Origin of the sequence: Micrococcus sp. APC 4021 (genome assembly GCF_030407635.1) — a bacterium.
Taxonomy (GTDB): domain Bacteria; phylum Actinomycetota; class Actinomycetes; order Actinomycetales; family Micrococcaceae; genus Micrococcus; species Micrococcus luteus.
Map to the genome: position 1 here is coordinate 1 of NZ_JASDCZ010000034.1, position 19,607 is coordinate 19,607.

Consider the following 19,607-nt stretch of genomic DNA (forward strand, 5'->3'; position numbering starts at 1 on the left):
CCGCGTAGTTCTCCACCAGGACCGAGACGACGGCCTCCCAGGGGGCGACGGCCGGGGCGGCCGCGGCCTCGCCCAGCCGCCGCCACACGGGCGTGCCGCCGTCGACCGTCCACTGGGATGCGCGGAACGAGACCGTCGGGCGCCCCGCCGTCGAGAGGATCGCGGAGCCGGGGCGACGCGGGTCGAGCCGGGCCGCGGCGGCCGTGCCCACGAGGTCCCACGACTCCTGCTCCGTCGCGGTGCGCAGGGCGATCGTGCTGCCCAGGTTCGAGCGCAGGTCCGAGCCCACCGCACCCGTGGCCCGCTGCGTGGCCAGGATGAGGTGGAAGCCGAGGGAACGGCCCGTGGCGGCCAGACGCTGCAGGACGGCGGCTGCGTCCGGGTGGTCGTCCACGAGCACGCGCAGTTCGTCGATCGCCACGACGAGCCGAGGCAGCGCCGCGTCCGGATGGCGGCGGCGGAAGCCGGGATAGTCGCTGACCCCGGCCTCCGCGAAGAGGGCCTCGCGGCGATGCAGCTCCGCCCGGATGGCGCTCAGCGCCCGCAACGAGGCCGCTCCCACGTGGTTGGTCTCCAGGCTCATCGTGTGGGGGAGCGCGCCCAGCGGACCGAACGACGCGCCGCCCTTGAAGTCCAGCAGCAGGAACGCGACCTCGGCCGGCGGGTGGTGCGCCGCGGCCCCCAGCAGGAGGGACAGCAGGAGGTCCGACTTCCCGGATCCCGTGGTGCCCGCGATGAGCAGGTGCGGCCCGTCGGCGGCCAGGTCCATCTCGACGACGCCCGCCTCGTCACGGCTCCGGGCGAGGGCCACGGTGAGCCCGTCGACGGCATCGCGGGCGCCCACCTGCCCCGGTGGCGTGAGCGTGCCGTCCCCGTCGTCGGTGGGCAGCAGGCCGAGGTCCACGACGTCGTCGGCCAGCTCGGTCAGCCAGGCGACCAGGGTACCGTCGGCGAGACCGTCGGCGGCCATGTCCTCGAAGCGCTGCTGTTCGGCCGGGACCACGACGGTGCGCCCGCGCAGGTCGACGACGGCGTCCCCCGGCGCAGGCGGCGGCCCGGTGAAGTCGTACCGCGTCCAGGGCAGATCCGTCCGGGCCGTGGGCGTCGTCCCCGCGTCGTCGCCGATGGCGGCCCGCCACGCTCGCCACGCCGGATCCAGTGCCGCGTCCTCAGGGGCCATCACCAGCAGCTGCGGGCCGGACCCGCCCGACCACCAGATGCGGCGGACTCCACCGGCCTCCACGACGAACGCGCCGTCGGCCGCCACCGCGTGCCGCAGGAGCTGGAACACCGCCCACCGGCAGGCCCCGGCCACATCGCGCGGCGGCCCAAGCACGACGACGCGCGACTCCGGCGGTGACGTCGTCATCACGGTGCGCCGCGACGTGACGGCCTCCACCCATGCCTCGTCCGGGTCGTCCCGCGACAGGGACAGCGCCCCGACGCCGGAACCCCACGAGACCGCCACGGCCTCGTCGGCCCCCGCCGTCAGCCCGAAGCGGTCCGTCGCGCCGGAGCGGACGGCGCGGGCCACCGCACCGGGGCTCAACGCCACCCGAGCCCGCCGGCGCACGACCGCGTCCGCGCGGGCGGCGAGCAGCCGCGCATGCCGCAGCCGGGTGCGGCGCTGCATCGCCAGCATGACCAGCGCCACCGTCACGGACAGCACGCCGAACAGCAGGAACATCGGGTTGCCCATCATCAGGACCAGGGCGACCCCGAGCACCAGCGGGCCCAGGGCCGCCACCAGCGGGATCACGACGGACTGCCGGGCCGGTGGGGATCCGAGGTCGACGACGGGCGGCTCCGGCGTGATCGGCCGCGGCAGGGCGGACCCGGGCCCGCGGACCAGACCCAGGGCGGTCCGGCCCACAGGGAGCGGGCTTCGGCCGTCCCACAGGCGTCCGGTGGCCCGAGGGCCGTCGTGGACGTGCAGCCCGGTGGGTGCGAGCCGCAGACGCATCGGCCGCGACGGGGCAGAGGGGTCGTCCAGCAGCAGCCGCGCCCCACCGCGTCCCACGCTCAACCCGCCCTCCCCCAGAGGGACGATGCGGCCGGCATCGGGTCCGTGCTCGGTGACCACCGCGAGCTCCGGCCCCCGGGCCGGTGCACTCCCGACCCCTTCCGCGTACGTCACGCTGCGCCGCCCGGCAGCGCACCGGTGCAGCGACCGGGCGGGAAAACGTTCCCGCACCGCCCGGTCCTGCTCGTCCGCGTCGGCGGGGAAGTGCTCCACCCGCCATGTCTCGGGAGCGGCCCCGCCCAGGATCCGCACGCTCCAGGCCATCCCCGCCCCTCCCTCCCGAGACCGGCGACCGGCCCGTCCGGCCGCCTGGGGACGACCCTGCCACGGCCTGATGGCGGTTCGGGCGGCCTGTGGACAACTCCCCGTCGAACGGGACCGCCGCCACGTTGTCCACAGTCATGGTGTCCTGGACCACACGCATCGACGGAACGGGGTATCTTCCTGATCGAGACATGTGCGGCGCTGGGGATGGCGCCGAATCGGGCACAGGAGGGACACATGGATGCGGTGCGCATTCTCGAGGACGAGATCCGGGAGATCGTCCGGCGGCAGGGCATCGACCCGCAGCGTGAGCACGCCCGGGTCCTGACGCTCATCCAGGACGCGGCCGCGGACTACGAGTCCCGCGCGATGGTCAGCTCGCTGCCGGACCTGGAGGATCCCGTGGCGGCGCGGCAGGACCTGTTCGACCGCATCGCGGGCCTCGGGCCGCTCCAGCGGCTCATGGACGATCCCTCCGTGGAGGAGATCTGGCTGAACGCGCCGGACGCCGTCTACTGCGCGCGGTCCGGCCGCTCCGAGCTGACGGGCATCGTCCTGACCGAGGAGGAGGTCCAGGACCTCGTCGAGGTCATGTTGAAGTCCTCGGGCCGGCGGCTGGACCTGTCGATGCCGTTCGTCGACGCGGCCCTGCCAGACGGTTCGCGCCTGCACGTGGCCATCCCCGACATCACGCGGCGGCACTGGGCCGTGAACATCCGGAAGTTCATCGCCCGGGCGCGCCGGCTGGACGACCTCGTCCGGGGCGGTTCCCTCACTCCGACGGCGGCCCGCTTCCTGGACGCGGCCGTGGACGCGGGCATGAACATCCTCGTCAGCGGGGCCACCCAGGCGGGCAAGACCACCCTGCTCAACTGCCTGGCTTCGGCCATCGGCCCGCGGGAGCGGGTGATCACCGTGGAGGAGATCTTCGAGCTGCAGATCCCGGTGCGCGACGTCGTCGGGCTGCAGTGCCGCCAGCCGAACCTGGAGGGCCACGGCGAGATCCCGCTGCGCCGCCTCGTCAAGGAGGCGCTGCGGATGCGCCCGGACCGCCTGATCGTCGGCGAGGTGCGCGAGGCCGAGGCACTGGACATGCTCGTGGCGCTGAACTCCGGCCTGGCCGGCATGTGCACGATCCACGCGAACTCGGCCGCGGACGCGCTCACGAAGCTCTGCACGCTGCCGCTGCTGGCCGGGGAGAACATCTCCCGGGACTTCGTCGTCCCGACGGTCGCCACGTGCATCGACGTCGTCGTGCACTGCGAGCGCGACCGTCAGGGCCGCCGGCGGGTGCGGGAGATCCTCACCGTCGGCTCACGGGTGGAGGGCGGGGTCATCGAGACGTCGGCGCTCTTCCAGCGCGACGCCGAGGGCGACCTGCGCCTCAACGAGGGTGCGAACCTGGAGTTCGAGGCGCTCGCCCGTCGCGGCGTGGACGTCCACGAGCTGGTGGGGCTGCGCTGATGGCCGCGCTGCTGGGGCTCGCGCTCGGCTGCGGCCTGTTCCTGCTGTGGTGGTCCCTCTGGTCCCCTCCCACGGAGAAACCCGGGGCCGCCCGCACCGACGCCCGCCTGCGTGTGCTGATCGCCCAGTCCGGCATCCAGCGTCTCAGCCCGGCCGGCGTCGTGTCCGCCATGGCCGTCGGCGGTCTCGTGGTCGGGCTGCTCGTCCTGTCGCTGACCAGTACGTGGACCATCGCCGCGTGCTTCGCCGTCTTCGGCGCGGCCGTGCCCTGGCTGCTGCTGTCCTGGCAGGCCCGCCGGCGCTCCACGGCACTGCGCGAGCTGTGGCCGGACGCGATCGACCACGCCCGGTCGGCCATCCGCGCGGGCCTGACTCTCCCGGAGGCGCTCATCCAGCTCGGGGAGACCGGGCCGGAGGGGCTGCGCGAGCCGTTCCAGCAGTTCGCCCGGGACTACCGGGCCGGAGCCCGCTTCGTGGACGCACTGGACCGGCTCAAGGCCCGGATGGCCGACCCCGTCGCGGACCGCCTGGTGGTCTCGCTGCGCCTGACCCGCGAGGTCGGGGGCGCCGACATCGGCCGTCTGCTGCAGACCCTCTCCGAGTTCCTCCGGCAGGACGCCCGCATCCGCGCCGAGCTCGAGGCCCGGCAGTCGTGGACCGTGAACGCGGCCCGGTTGGCGGTGTGCGCCCCGTGGCTCGTGCTCCTGCTGCTGGGGACCCAGCCCGCCGCGGTCGCGGCCTATCGGTCCGCCGCCGGCGGGGCCGTGCTCCTCGCCGGCATGGTGGCCTCCGTCGTCTGCTACCGCGTCATGCTCCGCATCGGCGCGCTGCCCCGGGAGAAGCGGGTGTTCGCATGACGTCCGCGCTGATCTGGGCTGCGCTCCTGGGCCTCACCCTCGGGGCGGGACTGCTCCTCATCCTGGTCACCCAGCCGGTGGGCTGGCGCCCCAGCCTCGAGCAACGGGTCGAACCGCAGCTGCGCCACCACATCCCGGCCTCCCGCCTCCTCGAGGAGGAACGTGCGGGCGCCTCGCCCTGGGGAACGTGGGGACGCATCCTCGATCCCGTGGTGCAGGCCGGAGTCGGCTGGGTCCAGCGCATCTCCCCGGGCGGGGCGGCGCTCGACCGCAAACTGGCCGCCGCGGGGCTCGCGGTCACGTCGACGGACTTCCGTGCCCAGCAGGTCCTGAGCGCGGCCGCGGGGGCCGCCGTGGCGGCCGTCCTCGCGCTCAGCCTCACCGTCACGGGCCGCGTGCCGGTGATCACGGGGGTCGCCCTCGTGATCGCCGGCGGCATGGCCGGGTTCCTGCTCCGGGAGCAGCTGCTCTCCCTGCGGGTGCGACGGCGGCGCGAGGCCATCCTCTCCGAGTTCCCGTCCGTGGCCGAGCTGTTCGCGCTCTCGGTGGGCGCGGGGGAGAGCGCCGCCGGAGCGCTCGAACGCATCGCGGGGACGGCGCGCGGGGAGCTGGCCGGCGAGTTCCGCACCACGCTCGCCGACATGCGTGCCGGGGCGTCGCTGTCCGCGGCGCTCAAGGCCATGGGACGGCGCGTGCAGCTGGCCCCCGTCGAACGGTTCATCGGGGGCGTGCTCATCGCGCTCGACCGCGGCACGCCCCTCGCCGACGTCCTGCGCGCGCAGGCCCAGGACGTGCGTGAGATGGGTCGCCGCGAGCTCATGGAGGCCGCCGGCCGGAAGGAGATCCAGATGATGGTCCCCCTCGTGTTCGGCATCCTCCCGCTCACGGTGATCTTCGCCGTCTTCCCCGGCATCTCCCTGATGCGCCTGGGGTTCTGAAGACCCACAACTGAATAGTCCATCCATCCACCCACGATCACCATCCACTCCGGCCGCACGGGCGGCCGGCCACCCGAGGAGGGGACCATGCTCCACCACCACGCCATCACCGTCCTGGCCGCCCTGCGCGCCCTCATCCACGACGACGTCCGCGACGAGCGCGGCGACGTCCCCGGCTGGGTGATGATCACCCTCATGTCCGCCGTGCTCGTGGCCGGCTTGCTGGCCCTCGCCCTGCCGGCGCTCCAGGGACTGTTCAACCAGGCCATCTCCCAGGTGTCCCAGGGCGGCTGAGCATGCCCCGGGGTGCTGTCCACGCCGTGCCGGTGCCCCGTGGCGTCCACATGGGCGTCCGCTGGCGGGACGACCGGGGCGCCGCGGTGGCCGAGTCCACCATGGTGATGACCCTGGTCGTCCTGCTCTTCGCGGCGCTGCTCCAGGCCGGCGTCGTGATCCACACGCGCAACGTGATGATCGACGCCGCCTCCGCCGGCGCCCGGTACGGGGCGCTCGCGGACCGGAGCCCCGAGGACGGTGTCCAGCGGGCTCGGGAGCTGCTCTCGGCCGGTGTGCCCGGCCAGTCCGGGGCCGACGTCGCCGCGGAGCTCACCAGCCAGGACGGGGTCCCGGTCCTGCGCGTCACGGTCTCGAGCTCGCTGCCCGGCCTGGGGTTCCTGCCGGGCCCGATCCCCGTGGAGGTGAGCGGTCATGCGTTCCGTCAATGACGTCCGCGACGAGCGAGGAGCGGCCACGGTCGAATTCCTGGGCCTCACCCTCGTCCTGCTGATCCCCGTGGTGTACCTGATGATCTACGTCTCCCAGGTCCAGGCCGCGGCGTTCGCCTCGGTCGCCGCCGCGGACCAGGCCGTCAAGGCCGTGGTCGCCGAGGCCGATCACCCCAGCGCAGGCGCCGCCCACGCCACCGTCGAGCTCACGCTCGCCGACTACGGCGTGGGCGCCGGCCAGTACGACCTGACCGTCGGCTGCGACCAGGGCGGCTGTGGCACGCTCGAACCGGGCGAGGTCGTCGCCGTGCGGGTGGACGTGGGGGTGCCCGTCCCTCTCACGCCGGCAGCGTGGTCGCTGACCCCCGTGACGGTGGGTTCCGACGCCCGGCAGACGGTGCCGAGGTTCTGATGAGCCGCCGCCTCACCGCTCGCCTGGGTCACGACGACGGGCAGACCACCGTCCTCACCGTCGGCCTGTGCGCCGTGCTCGTGGCCCTCATGCTGGTCATGCTCGCGGTCACCACCGTGCAGTTGCAGCACCGTCGCCTGCAGTCGCTCGCGGACTCGGCCGCCATCGCCGGGGCAGAGGAGCTCGGCTTCCGGCTGGGGGAGGACCCGGGCGTCGTGCTCTCCGACGACGACGTCGCCGCCTCCGCCAGCGCACACCTCGCGGCCGTCGGTGCCCAGGAGGCCGTGCCCGGGCTCGGCGGGATGAACGCCCGCGTGGCCGACGACGGCACCACCGTCGTCGTCACCCTCGACGCCCGGGCCGATCTGTTCGCCATGACCGGCCCGTTCGCGGGGACACTGCCCCTGTCGGTCCCCCTCGAGGCGACGGGCAGCAGTCGCACTAGCCTGGCCCGGTGATCCGCTTCCTCCACGGCATCGGTGGCCGACCCGCCCACTTCCAGCCCCTTGCCGACGCGCTCGACGCCGCGGCCGACCTCGCCGCCTCGCCCGCCCTGCCCGGCCACCCGGGCACGGACGCCGGTGGTCAGGACCGCCCCCGGTCCGCACGGCCGGCGATCGAGGCGGACCCCGTCCTCGACGCCGCCCGCACCTGGGCGGCGCAGGCCGGCCCCGTGCCGGGGCTGCTGATCGGCCACAGCACGGGCGGGGTCATCGCGCTGCGCGCCGTCGCCGACGGGCTGGTGCGACCCCGCGCCCTCGTGGTCATCGACTCGAACGTCCCGGTGACGGACATCGCTCTGGCCGCCCGGGCGGCGAAGGCCCGCCTCGCCGCCCGCCCCGACTGGCGGAGCGTGCTCCGCGCCTCGCTCGCGCGGGACCTCCTCGTCCCGGAGCCGTGGCACGAGCGGATCCTGGCTGACGTGGACGCCACGCCGGACCATCCGATGCGCGAGCTCTGGGCCGCCGTCCTCGCCGCGGACACCCGCACCCTCTGGGCCGGCATCACCGTCCCGACCCTGTACGTGCGCAGCACCCGGGACGTCCACCAGCGGGACCTGGACGCGGTCACTCAGCACACCACCGTCGTCGACGTCGGCCCGGGCCACTGGCCGCACGTCGCCGAGCCCGGGGCCGTCGCGGCGGCGATCCGCCGCTGGCACACGACCGGCGTCCACCCCACGCGGTAGGCTGGCCGAATCATGGCTGACACTGACTTCTCCGCGGAGATCGACTCCCTGCGCCACACCCTGGCCTCCATCGAGCAGGTCTCGGACCTCGACCGCATCAAGGCGGACATCGCCGAACTGGAGCAGCAGGCCTCCGCACCGGACCTCTGGGACGACCCGGAGGAGGCCCAGAAGGTCACCTCCAAGCTCTCCCACCGTCAGACGGACCTCAAGCGCATCACCTCCCTGGAGAGCCGCATCGAGGATCTGGAGACCATGGTCGAGCTCGCCGCGGAGGAGGACGAGCCCTCCCTCCTGGACGACGCCAACCAGGAGCTGACCTCCATCCGCAAGGCCCTGGAGGAGCTCGAGGTCGTCACGCTGCTCAGCGGCGAGTACGACCAGCGCGACGCCGTCGTGACCATCCGCGCGGGCGCCGGCGGCGTGGACGCGGCCGACTTCGCCGAGACCCTCATGCGCATGTACCTGCGCTGGGCCGAGCAGCGCGGCTGGTCCACCAAGGTCATGGACACCTCCTACGCGGAGGAGGCCGGCCTGAAGTCCGTCACCTTCGAGGTCAACGCGCCGTTCGCGTTCGGCACCCTCTCCGTGGAGGCCGGCACGCACCGTCTCGTGCGCATCAGCCCCTTCGACAACCAGGGCCGCCGCCAGACGTCCTTCGCGGCGGTCGAGGTGGTGCCGCTGATCGAGTCGGACGACTCCATCGAGATCCCCGAGTCCGAGATCAAGGTGGACGTGTTCCGCTCCTCGGGCCCCGGCGGCCAGTCCGTGAACACCACGGACTCCGCCGTCCGCATGACGCACCTGCCCACCGGCATCGTCGTGTCCATGCAGAACGAGAAGTCGCAGATCCAGAACCGTGCCGCCGCCCTGCGCGTGCTCCAGTCCCGCCTGCTGCTGCTGCGCAAGGCCGAGGAGGACGCGAAGAAGAAGGAGATGGCCGGCGACGTCAAGGCGTCCTGGGGCGACCAGATGCGCTCCTACGTGCTGAACCCGTACCAGATGGTCAAGGACCTGCGCACGGGCCACGAGGAGGGCAACCCCTCCTCCGTGTTCGACGGCCACATCGACGATTTCGTGGATGCCGGGATCCGCTGGCGCGCCGAGCAGGTCAAGGCCGCCCAGGAGGACTGAGTCCCGCGGCGCGGCCCCGCCGCCCGGGCCACCACGACGCCGGCCCGCACCTCCGCAGCGAGGCGCGGGCCGGCGTCGTCGTTCAGGCCCCACTGGGGCCGCGGGCCTGGCCCGGCAGACCGGCCTGGTGGGATGCTCGAAGCACCGGGGCGGGCGCCCCCGCGCATCGGCCCGGCACCCGACTACGTCCCCACTCAGGAGGTCGACCAGCATGACCATGCGCGCCGCACGTTGGCACGGCAAGAAGGACATCCGCATCGAGGAGATCGACTCGCCCTCGGCCGGTCCGGGGCAGGTCCTCGTGGACGTCGCGTGGTGCGGCATCTGCGGCACGGACCTGCACGAGTACCTCGAGGGCCCGATCTTCATCCCGCCGGCCGGGCACCCGCACCCGATCTCCGGTGACGCCGCCCCCGTCACGCTCGGCCACGAGATGTCCGGCACCGTCGCCGCCCTGGGCGAGGGCGTCACGGACCTCGAGGTCGGCCAGAAGGTCGTCGTGGAGCCGTACATCGTGCGCGAGGAGGACCGGGACCGACCGGACTACAACCTCGCGCCGGACATGAACTTCATCGGTCTGGGCGGCGACGGCGGTGGACTGGCCGAGCAGATCGCGGTGCAGCGCCGCTGGGTCCACCCGGTGGCCGACTCCGTGCCCCTCGACCAGGCCGCGCTCATCGAGCCGCTCTCCGTGGCCCACCACGCGTGGGTGCGGGCCGGCTCTCCGACGTCGGGCGTGGCCGTGATCGGCGGCGCCGGCCCCATCGGGGCGCTCACCGCGGCCGTGCTCAAGGGCAAGGGCCTGACGGTGTACGTCTCCGAGCTCTCGGAGCTGCGCCGCCGGAAGGTGCTCGAGGCCGGCGTGGTGGACGAGGCCTTCGACCCGCGCGAGGTGGACGTGCCCGCCAAGATCCGCGAACTGCACGACGGCCAGGGCGCGGACGTGGGCTTCGAGTGCACCTCGGTGGATGTGGTGCTGGACATGCTGCTGGACGCGGTGCGTCCCGGCGGGGTGATCGTCAACGAGTCCATCTGGGGTCACGAGCCCGCCGTGGCCCTGCACAAGCTGGTGATGAAGGAGATCGACCTGCGCGGCACCATCGCGTACGCGAACGACCACGCGGACACCATCCGCATGGTCGAGGACGGCGCCGTGGACCTCGCGCCGTTCATCACCGGCAAGATCGGCCTCGACGACCTGGTCGACCAGGGCTTCGAGACCCTCATCCACCACAACGAGACGGCCGTGAAGATCCTCGTCTCGCCGACCGGCCAGGGTCTCTGAGGCTCCGGCCCGACCCCCGGACGTCCCGACGACGGCCCGCGCCCGCAGCCGGCGGGTGCGGGCCGTCGGGTCCCTGCACCGCGGCGCGCCGTCATGGATGCGTCGTCGCCTGGCGCGCCTGTGACCGGGGTCATAGACTGCATTTGAGTGAATCGTGATGAACCGAGTTGAACGTCCCAGGAGGACCGCATGACCGCCGAGCTGCCCCAGCCTCAGCCCACCGATGCCGTGATCGTGGGCGGTGCCCGCACGCCCTTCACCCGGCTGCTCTCGCAGCAGGCCGACCTGCGCGCCGTGGACCTGGGCGCCCACGCGATCACGCACGCGCTCGAGCGCGCCGGCGTGGCCCCCGAGGACGTGGACATGGTCTACATGGGCCAGGTCGTGCAGGCCGGCGCGGGCCAGAACCCGGCCCGCCAGTCCGCGCTCGCCGCGGGCATCCCGTGGAACGTCCCGGCCATGACGATCAACAAGGTGTGCCTGTCCGGCCTCACCGCCGTGATCGACGCCGCCCGTCTCATCCGCCTCGGCGAGGCGGACGTGGTGGTGGCCGGCGGTCAGGAGTCCATGACCAACGCCCCGCACCTGCTGCCCGGCGCGCGCAAGGGCTTCAAGTACGGCCCGGCCACCATGCTCGACGCCGTCGCGTGGGACGGCCTCACCGACTCCCTGAGCCACGAGGCCATGGGCGAGCTGACCGAGTCCGGCAACGGCGAGCGGAACATCGCCCGCGCCGAGCAGGACGAGGTCGCCGCGGCCTCGCACCAGCGGGCCGCCCGGGCCCAGTCCGAGGGCGTCTTCGAGGGCGAGATCGCCCCGGTGGAGGTGCCGCAGCGCAAGGGCGACCCGCTGGTCGTCTCCCAGGACGAAGGGGTCCGACCGGACACGACCGCCGAGTCGCTGGGCGCCCTGCGTCCGGCGTTCGCGAAGGACGGCACCATCACGGCCGGCAACTCCTCGCCCCTGTCCGACGGCGCCGCCGCCCTCGTGGTGACCTCGCGGCCCTTCGCCGAGGCGAAGGGCCTGACGATCCTCGCCACGGTGGGCGCACCCGGCCAGACCGCCGGCCCGGACAGCTCGCAGCTGCACTCCCAGCCCTCGGACGCGATCAACGCCGCCGTGCGGAAGCAGGGCTGGGACGTGGCCGACCTCGACTTCATCGAGATCAACGAGGCGTTCGGCGCGGTGGCCGTGCAGTCCCTGCGCGACCTCGACTACCCGCACGAGAAGACCAACATCCACGGCGGTGCCATCGCCCTGGGCCACCCGATCGGCGCTTCCGGCGCCCGGCTGGCCCTGCACGCCGCCCTCGAGCTCGACCGGCGCGACGGCGGCCGCGCGGCCGTCTCGCTCTGCGGCGGCGGCGGCCAGGGCGAGGCCCTGATCCTCTTCCGCTGACGCATCGGGTGCCTCGTCTAGCCGACGGACGCCCCGCCCACCGACCCACCCGAGGAGCACAGCACCATGGCAGGACTGACCCTGAGCCTGGACGGCCGCCGCGCGGTCGTCACGGGAGGCGCGTCTGGCATCGGCGCAGCGATCGCCCGCGCCTTCGCTTCCGCCGGCGCCACGGTCACCGTCGCAGACCGCGACCAGGCGTCGGCGCAGTCGCTGGCCGAGGAGATCGGCGGCACGCCCTGGGCCGTCGACCTCTCTGACGTCACCGCGCTCGAGGATCTCGCCCTCGACGCGGACATCCTGGTGAACAACGCCGGCGTCCAACGGATCAACCCGATCCAGGACTTCGTTCCGGCGGACTGGCGCCTGATCCACCGTCTCATGCTCGAAGCCCCGTTCCTGCTCACCCGGGCGGTGCTGCCGGGCATGTACGACCGGGGCTTCGGGCGGATCATCAACGTGTCGTCTGCCCACGGCCTCGTCGCCTCACCGTTCAAGAGCGCGTACGTGGCGGCCAAGCACGGCCTCCAGGGATTGACCAAGGTCACCGCCCTGGAGGGCGGGGACCACGGCGTGACGGCCAACTGCATCAACCCCGGGTACGTGCGTACCCCGCTCGTGGACAAGCAGGTGGCCGACCAGGCGGCCTCCCGCGGCATCACCGAGGACGAAGTCCTCGGCCAGGTGTTCCTTGCCCACTCAGCTGTGAAACGTCTTGCCGAGCCCGAGGAGGTCGCCGCGCTCGCGGTCTGGCTCGCCTCGGACGTGGCCGCGGTGGCCAACGGCTCCTCGTACTCCCTCGACGGCGGCTGGACCGCCGGATGACCCCCTGACAGAAAGGACCCCGGACATGGCTCTCGACAAGACCGTGGCCACGCCCGCCGAGGCGGTGGCGGACGTGCCGGACGGCGCGTCCCTGGCCGTCGGCGGCTTCGGACTCTCCGGCAACCCCGTGCAGCTCATCGAGGCCCTGCTCGAGCAGGGCGCCACGGACCTGTCCGTCGTCTCCAACAACTGCGGCGTGGACGGCTGGGGCCTGGGCCTCCTGCTCGGCGCGCGCCGGCTGCGGAAGATGACCTCCTCCTATGTGGGGGAGAACAAGGAGTTCGCCCGCCAGTACCTCGAGGGCGAGCTCGAGGTGGAGCTCGTCCCGCAGGGCACCCTCGCGGAGAAGCTCCGTGCCGGCGGCGCCGGCATCCCGGCGTTCTACACCCGCTCCGGCGTCGGCACCCAGGTGGCCGAAGGCGGCCTGCCCATGCGCTACGACGCGGACGGCACGGTGGTGAAGTCCTCGCAGGCCAAGCCCACGGACACGTTCGTGCTCGGCGAGGGCTACCTCAGCCAGGCCCCGGACGAGCCCGAGACCTATGTGCTCGAACGCTCCATCGTCACCGACTTCTCCCTTGTGCACGCCTGGAAGGGCGACCGCCACGGCAACCTCGTGTTCCGCAAGGCCACCCGCCAGTTCGGCCCGCCCGCGGCCATGGCCGGCCGTGTGTGCATCGCCCAGGTGGAGGAGCTCGTCGAGCCCGGCGAGATCGACCCGGACGACGTGCACCTGCCCGGCGTCTTCGTGCACCGGATCGTGGAGGTCGGCACGGACATCGAGAAGCGGATCGAGAAGCGCACCGTGCGCGCATCGGGGGAGGAGCAGGCATGAGCGAGCAGACCACCGGGCGCCCCCGGGGCCTGAGCCGCGACCAGATGGCGGCCCGCGCCGCGCAGGAGCTGCCGGACGGCGCCTACGTCAACCTCGGCATCGGCATGCCCACGCTGATCCCCAACCACATCCCCGCCGGGCGGTCCGTGGTGCTGCAGTCCGAGAACGGCATCCTCGGCACGGGCCCGTACCCCACGGAGGAGGCCGTGGACCCCGACCTGATCAACGCGGGCAAGGAGACCGTCACCGTGAACCCGGGGGCGTCCTTCTTCGACTCCGCGCTGAGCTTCGGCATGATCCGCGGCGGCAAGATCGACGTCGCCGTCCTGGGCGGCATGGAGGTCTCCGCCGCGGGCGACCTGGCCAACTGGATGGTGCCCGGCAAGATGGTCAAGGGCATGGGCGGTGCGATGGACCTCGTCCACGGCGCCGGCCGCGTGATCGTCATGATGGACCACGTGTCCAAGGACGGCACCCCCAAGATCGTCGACCAGTGCACCCTGCCGCTGACCGGCCGCGCCGTCGTCGACCGCATCATCACGGACCTGGCCGTGATCGACGTCGTCGGCACCCCGGAACAGCCCCGCCTGGCGCTCGTGGAGACCGCGCCCGGCATCACCGAGGAGCAGGTCCGCGCGCTCACCGGCGCGCCCCTGGACTGAGCCGACGACGCCGCCCCGCGGCCCCGGCGCACCGCCTCGGCGGGCATCGGGCCGGCACGGGATAGACTGGACGGCCGCGCCCTGATCGGGGCGCGGCCGTCGCCGTGGACGCTGGAAGGACGTGAGGCCATGGGCAAGAACAGCAAGGGCAAGGCCGCCAAGCAGCCGGCCCCCGGCGAGCGCCAGGTGATCGCCAACAACAAGAAGGCGCGCCACGACTACACCATCCTCGACACGTACGAGGCCGGCATGGTGCTCACCGGCACCGAGGTGAAGTCGCTGCGCGAGGGCAAGGCCTCGCTCGTGGACGGCTTCGCGGTCTTCTACCGGGACGAGCTGTGGCTCGAGCAGGTCTACATCCCGGAGTACCTCAACGGCTCGTGGACCAACCACGCCGCCCGCCGCCGCCGCAAGCTGCTGCTGCACCGCGCCGAGCTGACGAAGATCTCCCGCCAGATCCAGGATCCGGGCCTGACCATCGTGCCGCTGTCCCTGTACTTCCTGAACGGGCGCGTGAAGGTGGAGATCGGCGTCGCGCGCGGCAACCGCGAATACGACAAGCGGCACAAGCTGCGCGAGCAGCAGGACAACCGCGAGGCCCAGCGGGCCATGCGGATGCGCAACCGGCGCGCCGGCGTGGCCTGAGCGCGGTGGACCCCTTGGGAATGCCTCGGGGGCGTGCTACGTTGTATCTCTCGCAGGGCCGGTTTCAGGACCGGCGGGCCTCGCGCCCTCCGCCTGCAGTGGTGATTGACAACCTCATAGAGGAGTCGCCCCCATGGGGCCGATCGGTTTCGACGGTGTGTGTCGCGTCGGGAGAAGCGGGCCGAGGATGCAGAGTCATCTCGTCAAACGCTCTCTGCAAACCAATAAGTGCCGAATCCAAGCGCACTGACTTCGCTCTCGCTGCCTGATCAGTGATCGAGTCCGTCACCCCGAGGTCGCTGTCGCCTCGGATCGTGGCGTCAGCTAGATAGCCACTGGGCGTCACCCTCGCCGGGGGTCGTGACGCCGACATCAATCCGGCTGGGTCCGGGTTGGCCGCCCGTCTGCGGGACGGCCAGGACCGAGCAACACCCACAGCAGACTGCGCCCGGAGAAGACCTGGCAACACCTCATCGGACGCGGGTTCAATTCCCGCCGGCTCCACTCACCACCACGGGAAGGCCCCGGAATCACCCCGATTCCGGGGCCTTCGTCGTGTCCATGCCGGTGTGCGGCGGCCCGCCCCTCAGCCGGCCAGGACGGCGTGCAGGCCCAGGCCGGCGCCCCAGCCGACGACGACGGCCACCAGCCCCAGCCCCAGATGCGCGGTCCACAGGCGGGCGGCTGTGCCCCATCGACGGGCGAGCGCGGCGTCAGCCGCCTCAGCGGCCACGGTGGACCACGTCCCCAGGGCGAGGCAGAACCCGGACACCACGGCGGACACCGCCGCGACGAGCACGAGCCCCTGCCCGTCGCCCCCGCCCCCGGAGGTGTGCACCAGCTCCGGCACGGCCAGGCCGACGGTGACGCCGAGGAGCAGGGCCGCCGTCGTGTTGGCGGTGAGCAGACCCCGGGGCCCGATCCGGTCGGTCAGGCGCCGGCGCACCAGGGCGCCGAGCGCCCCGCCCGCCGCGAGGCAGGCCAGGAGGGCCACCTGGAGGAGAGCGAAGACCTCGTATCCCGCGCCGCTCATGCGTCCTCCGCCGAACGATCCGTCCCGACCGCGCGCGACCCCGGGGCGCCACCGGCGCGCAGGCCGAGCACGGCCGCCGCCGTCGAGAGTGCAGCCATCAGCGCGAGCACCAGCAGCACCGCTACCGCCGCGGCGAGGACGCCACCCGCCCCGGACGCCGCGGCGCCCAGCCGCACCGGCCACAGCACCAGGGCGACGGCGCTGGAGATGGTGGTGAACGCACCGAGGAAGCCGGTTCCCAGCCCCGCCACCAGGCGTGGACGCCAGTCCGGCCCGCGGCGTCGCGAGGCCGCCCACAGCAGGCCGAGCAGGAACGAGCCGAGCACGTTCACCACGAACAGCGGCAGGGCCTGGACCAGCACGTCGACCGCCCCGAACGCGGCGCCGAACGTGCCGCGGAAGTTGGGCGCCCCGGCCAGCGCGGTCACCGCGTTCATCACCCCCGCACCGCACAGCACGCCCGCGGCACCGCCGAGGGCCACCGCACCCGCAGTGCCGGGCCGGCGATCTGTCCCGCGCCCGCCCCTCCGGTCGGCCGTCGTCTCCCCCCGCACTGCTATCAGGCGCCGCCCTCGGTCTCGTCACCCGCGCGGAGGCGGGCGAGGACGTCGTCGTGGAGCAGGCCGTTCGTGGCCAGCGCGTGCCCGCCGAACGGGCCGTCCTCGCCGTCCAGCGAGGTGAAGCGGCCGCCGGCCTCGCGCACGATCGGCACCAGAGCGGCCATGTCATGCAGCTCGAGCTCGGGCTCGGCCGCGATGTCCACGGCGCCCTCGGCGACGAGCATGTAGGACCAGAAGTCGCCGAAGCCGCGCACGCGCCACACGTCCGAGGTGAGCTGCAGGAACGCGCGGATCGAGCCGCGTTCGCGCCAGCCCTCGATCGAGGAGAAGGACAGCGACGCGTCCTCGACCCGGTCCACGCCGGACACGGTGATCCGCTGAGCACGCGTGAGCGAGGTGCCCGCGAAGGCGCCCTGGCCGGCCGCGGCCCACCAGCGACGGTGCAGGGCGGGGGCGGAGACGACGCCGACGACGGGCTCGCCGTCGATCAGCAGCGCGATGAGGGTGGCCCACACGGGCACGCCGCGCACGAAGTTCTTGGTGCCGTCGATGGGGTCGACCACCCACTGCCGGCCGGAGCGGCTCAGAGATCCGCCGAACTCCTCACCCACGATGCCGTCGCGCGCCCGGGCACGGGACAGGGTCGAGCGGATGGACTCCTCGGCGGCGCGGTCCGCATCCGTGACAGGGGTGAGATCCGGCTTGGTGCTGACCTCGAGGTCCTGGGCCTTGAACCGGGACATCGTGATCGAGTCCACGTTGTCCGCCAGCATGTGGGCCAGCCGCAGGTCCTCCGTGAGGTCGCGGCCGCGGGTCGCAGGGTTCTCAGGTCGCTCCATGCCGCCCACGCTATACCGCGCGGGCCGCCTCAGTCCTCGGACGACGCCGCGTCCTCCGCCCCCGAGGGGGCCAGCCGGTTGCCGAGCAGACGCCGCAGCGAGGCCAGGCGTGCCGCTCCCGAGGGGCCGGCGTGGCCCGCGGCCACCCATGCGTCCAGGCCGCAGCCGGGGGAGTCGGCGGTGTGGGTGCAGCCGCGCGGGCAGTCCGCCAGCCCGCCGGCGAGGTCGTCGAACGCCTCCACCACGCGGTCCGGCTCGACCCAGCCCAGCCCGAAGGACCGGATGCCGGGGGTGTCCACCACCCAGGTGTCCGGCAGGGGGGCGCCGTCGTCGCCCGTCAGCGGCAGTGCGAGCGCGGACGAGGAGGTGTGCCGGCCCCGGCCGGTGACGGCGTTGACGTGGCCGGTGGCCCGCTCCGCGCCGGTGAGCGCGTTCAGGAGCGTGGACTTGCCGACGCCGGAGGGCCCCACGAACGCGCTGGTGTGTCCGATCAGCCGCTCGGCCACCCGGGCCACGAGCGAGGCGTCCAGGGCGGTGTCCCCGGTCTCGGCCTCGAAGGTCGCCGCACCGGAGGTCATCACCTCCAGGTCCAACGCCTCGTAGTGCGCCACCAGCGCGGCCGGATCACGCAGGTCGGTCTTCGTGATGAGGAGCACCGGGTGGATGCCCGCGTCGTAGCAGGCGACGAGGGCGCGGTCGATGAAGCCGGTCCGGGGCTCCGGATTGGCCGCGGCCACCATGATCACCAGCAGGTCGGCGTTGGCCACCACCACCCGCTCGACCTCGTCCGAGTCGTCCGCCGACCGGCGCAGGACCGTGCTGCGCTCCTCGACACGGACGATGCGCGCGAGCGTGCCCTCGTCCCCGGAGAGGTCCCCGACGACGGCCACCCGGTCGCCCGTGGCGATCGGCGTGCGGCGCAGCTCGCGGGCGCGCATCGCCGTGATTCGCTCGTCCAGGCGATCGGGCAGCACCACGGCGTACCGGCCCCGGTCCACCGTGGTCACCATGCCGATCTCGGCGTCCTCGTGCTTGGGCCGCTCCTTGGTGCGCGGGCGGGTGCCGCGCTTGGACGGGCGCACCCGGACATCGGACTCGTCCCATGCCGAGGGATCGAGGCGCCGGGCCATCAGCGGGCCTCCTCGGCCGCGTCGCCGGGTGCCACGAGCGCGGTCCACAGTGCGGGGAAGTCCGGCATCGTCTTCGCGGTGGTCGCCACGTCCACGATGCCGGTCCCCGGCACGCGCAGGCCGACGACGGCGGCGAAGGTCGCCATCCGGTGGTCGTGGTAGGTCTCGAGGGCGGCGGGCGACAGCGGTCCGGACGCGTCCGTGCCCGGGAAGCCGAGCGACGTCTCTCCCTCGTCCACGGTGACCCCCAGGCGGGCGGCCTCGGCGGTGAGCGCGGCGAGCCGGTCCGTCTCATGGCCCCGCAGATGGCCGATCCCCGTCAGACGGGTGGGCCCGGAGGCCAGCAGGGCGAGCGCGGCCGCGGTGGGGGCGAGCTCGGCCGTGTCCGCGATCTCACCGGCGCCGGTGATGCGGGGCGTGCCGTCGTCGTGGACCGCCCCGGTCACCGTGAGGCGGCCGCGGGAGCGATCCATGCGGTCGACCGTGAGGGCCACGCTCGCCCCGAACTGCGGCAGGATCCGCCGCCAGCGGTCGCCGATCTGCGTCGTGCGGGTCGGCCAGTCCGGCACCGTCACGGAGCCGCCCGTCGCCACGGCGGCGGCCAGGAAGGGGCCCGCGTTGGACAGGTCCGGCTCGACGGTCGCCTCGTGTGCCGGGACGCGCCCCGGGGCCACGGTCCACGCCCCGGGAGACGTCTCGGCGACGTCCACCTCGAGCGCGCGCAGCACCCCGACGGTCATCGCGACGTGCTCCGGACTCGGCACGGTCTGCCCGGTGTGCCGCAGCCGGAGGCCGCGCGGCATCCCCGCGGCCGCCAGCAGCGCGGCGGACAGGAACTGGGAGGAGCCGGAGGCGTCGACCGCGACCTCCGGCACGTCGCCGTCGGGGGCCACCGTGGCCGCGTCCGCGCGGGTCGTCATCGTGAAGGGCAGGCGACCGGGCTCGCCCTCCTCGTTGACGGCCACCCCGAGCTGGCGCAGCGCGTCCAGGACCGGGGCCATCGGGCGCAGGCGCGCGCCGGCGTCGCCGTCGAAGCGGACCCGGCCGGGCCGCAGCGCGGCGACGAACGGGACGAAGCGCATGACCGTCCCCGCCAGTCCGCAGTCCACGGCGACATCCCCGGCCAGCGGCTCGCCGACCGGCATCGGATGCACCCGCAGTCCGCCGTCGGACAGGGGCTCGAACCGGGCCCCGAGCGCTGTGAGCGCCGTGCGCATCAATGCCGTGTCCCGCGACTCGAGGACGCCGTGCAGGACGCACGGACCGTCGGCGAGCGCGGCGAGCACGAGATGCCGGTTCGTCAGCGACTTCGATCCCGGCAGCCGCACCTCTCCGCGCACCGGGCCGCGCGCCACGGGCGCGGGCCAGGTCTCGGCGGCGTCGGGACGG

21 protein-coding genes and 1 other RNA gene are annotated in these 19,607 nt (G+C 73.5%); 16 read left to right on the forward strand and 6 right to left on the reverse strand.

Annotated features, from left to right (window positions below; translation table 11 throughout):
- Window positions 1-2,287, reverse strand: a 2,287-nt coding sequence (locus QL983_RS04790) for an FtsK/SpoIIIE domain-containing protein (RefSeq protein ID WP_290151504.1), incomplete at its 3' end; no start/stop codon positions are given.
- Window positions 2,288-2,524: 237 nt separating this feature from the next.
- Here QL983_RS04790 and QL983_RS04795 point away from each other — a divergent pair.
- From QL983_RS04795 to ssrA, 16 genes are all read left to right on the forward strand, one after another.
- Window positions 2,525-3,751 carry an ATPase, T2SS/T4P/T4SS family gene (locus QL983_RS04795; RefSeq protein ID WP_010079081.1) on the forward strand — a complete coding sequence of 409 codons (1,227 nt, stop codon included), beginning with the start codon at window positions 2,525-2,527 and terminating at the stop codon, window positions 3,749-3,751.
- On the forward strand, window positions 3,751-4,608 hold the full coding sequence (locus tag QL983_RS04800; RefSeq protein ID WP_036313985.1) for a type II secretion system F family protein: 858 nt from the start codon (window positions 3,751-3,753) through the stop codon (window positions 4,606-4,608). The genes QL983_RS04795 and QL983_RS04800 overlap by 1 nt, the downstream gene beginning before the upstream one ends.
- A complete protein-coding gene (locus QL983_RS04805) occupies window positions 4,605-5,546 on the forward strand; it encodes a type II secretion system F family protein (protein ID WP_010079079.1) in 942 nt (313 codons plus the stop codon). The genes QL983_RS04800 and QL983_RS04805 overlap by 4 nt, the downstream gene beginning before the upstream one ends.
- An 87-nt stretch (window positions 5,547-5,633) precedes the next feature.
- Window positions 5,634-5,840: a hypothetical protein gene (locus tag QL983_RS04810; RefSeq protein ID WP_010079078.1), complete on the forward strand. Its 207-nt coding sequence runs from the start codon at window positions 5,634-5,636 to the stop codon at window positions 5,838-5,840.
- A gap of 2 nt (window positions 5,841-5,842) precedes the next feature.
- The gene (locus QL983_RS04815) at window positions 5,843-6,271 is read left to right on the forward strand and encodes a TadE/TadG family type IV pilus assembly protein (RefSeq protein WP_010079077.1); all 429 of its coding nucleotides are present in this window, start codon (window positions 5,843-5,845) and stop codon (window positions 6,269-6,271) included.
- Window positions 6,255-6,683, forward strand: coding sequence for a hypothetical protein (locus tag QL983_RS04820; protein WP_036313982.1), 429 nt, complete (start codon window positions 6,255-6,257; stop codon window positions 6,681-6,683). The genes QL983_RS04815 and QL983_RS04820 overlap by 17 nt, the downstream gene beginning before the upstream one ends.
- Window positions 6,683-7,141 carry a Tad domain-containing protein gene (locus tag QL983_RS04825; RefSeq protein WP_036313980.1) on the forward strand — a complete coding sequence of 153 codons (459 nt, stop codon included), beginning with the start codon at window positions 6,683-6,685 and terminating at the stop codon, window positions 7,139-7,141. Before QL983_RS04820 ends, QL983_RS04825 begins: the two co-directional genes overlap by 1 nt.
- On the forward strand, window positions 7,138-7,872 hold the full coding sequence (locus tag QL983_RS04830; RefSeq protein ID WP_036313978.1) for an alpha/beta hydrolase: 735 nt from the start codon (window positions 7,138-7,140) through the stop codon (window positions 7,870-7,872). The genes QL983_RS04825 and QL983_RS04830 overlap by 4 nt, the downstream gene beginning before the upstream one ends.
- Before the next feature lie 12 nt (window positions 7,873-7,884).
- Window positions 7,885-9,006: a peptide chain release factor 2 gene (prfB, locus tag QL983_RS04835; protein WP_012750800.1), complete on the forward strand. Its 1,122-nt coding sequence runs from the start codon at window positions 7,885-7,887 to the stop codon at window positions 9,004-9,006.
- 217 nt (window positions 9,007-9,223) lie between these two features.
- Window positions 9,224-10,291, forward strand: a complete 1,068-nt coding sequence (locus QL983_RS04840) for a 2,3-butanediol dehydrogenase (RefSeq protein ID WP_036314010.1) — start codon at window positions 9,224-9,226, stop codon at window positions 10,289-10,291.
- A 189-nt stretch (window positions 10,292-10,480) separates the two neighbouring features.
- Entirely contained in the window at window positions 10,481-11,689 is a 1,209-nt protein-coding gene (locus tag QL983_RS04845) for an acetyl-CoA C-acetyltransferase (protein WP_290151515.1), read from the forward strand.
- 66 nt (window positions 11,690-11,755) lie between these two features.
- Complete coding sequence (locus QL983_RS04850) at window positions 11,756-12,514, forward strand: 3-hydroxybutyrate dehydrogenase (RefSeq protein ID WP_119217423.1); 759 nt, start codon at window positions 11,756-11,758, stop codon at window positions 12,512-12,514.
- Between the two features lie 25 nt (window positions 12,515-12,539).
- Window positions 12,540-13,349: a CoA transferase subunit A gene (locus QL983_RS04855; RefSeq protein ID WP_115165187.1), complete on the forward strand. Its 810-nt coding sequence runs from the start codon at window positions 12,540-12,542 to the stop codon at window positions 13,347-13,349.
- Complete coding sequence (locus QL983_RS04860) at window positions 13,346-14,011, forward strand: CoA transferase subunit B (protein ID WP_144861677.1); 666 nt, start codon at window positions 13,346-13,348, stop codon at window positions 14,009-14,011. Before QL983_RS04855 ends, QL983_RS04860 begins: the two co-directional genes overlap by 4 nt.
- A 129-nt stretch (window positions 14,012-14,140) precedes the next feature.
- Window positions 14,141-14,656 carry an SsrA-binding protein SmpB gene (gene smpB, locus QL983_RS04865; RefSeq protein ID WP_044659238.1) on the forward strand — a complete coding sequence of 172 codons (516 nt, stop codon included), beginning with the start codon at window positions 14,141-14,143 and terminating at the stop codon, window positions 14,654-14,656.
- A 135-nt stretch (window positions 14,657-14,791) separates the two neighbouring features.
- Window positions 14,792-15,163: a transfer-messenger RNA gene (gene ssrA, locus QL983_RS04870) on the forward strand.
- Window positions 15,164-15,242: 79 nt separating this feature from the next.
- Here the strand turns inward: ssrA and QL983_RS04875 are convergent.
- From QL983_RS04875 to aroA, 5 genes are all read right to left on the reverse strand, one after another.
- Window positions 15,243-15,689 carry a CrcB family protein gene (locus QL983_RS04875; protein ID WP_069941464.1) on the reverse strand — a complete coding sequence of 149 codons (447 nt, stop codon included), beginning with the start codon at window positions 15,687-15,689 and terminating at the stop codon, window positions 15,243-15,245.
- Complete coding sequence (locus QL983_RS04880) at window positions 15,686-16,171, reverse strand: CrcB family protein (RefSeq protein WP_041104301.1); 486 nt, start codon at window positions 16,169-16,171, stop codon at window positions 15,686-15,688. Before QL983_RS04880 ends, QL983_RS04875 begins: the two co-directional genes overlap by 4 nt.
- A 77-nt stretch (window positions 16,172-16,248) precedes the next feature.
- The gene (hisN, locus tag QL983_RS04885) at window positions 16,249-17,088 is read right to left on the reverse strand and encodes a histidinol-phosphatase (RefSeq protein ID WP_041104303.1); all 840 of its coding nucleotides are present in this window, start codon (window positions 17,086-17,088) and stop codon (window positions 16,249-16,251) included.
- 29 nt (window positions 17,089-17,117) lie between these two features.
- Window positions 17,118-18,218, reverse strand: a complete 1,101-nt coding sequence (gene rsgA / locus QL983_RS04890; RefSeq protein WP_061867905.1) for a ribosome small subunit-dependent GTPase A — start codon at window positions 18,216-18,218, stop codon at window positions 17,118-17,120.
- Window positions 18,218-19,607 (reverse strand): 3-phosphoshikimate 1-carboxyvinyltransferase (aroA, locus tag QL983_RS04895; protein ID WP_290151526.1); only part of this gene is annotated, 1,390 nt, incomplete at its 5' end. The genes rsgA and aroA, both read right to left, overlap by 1 nt.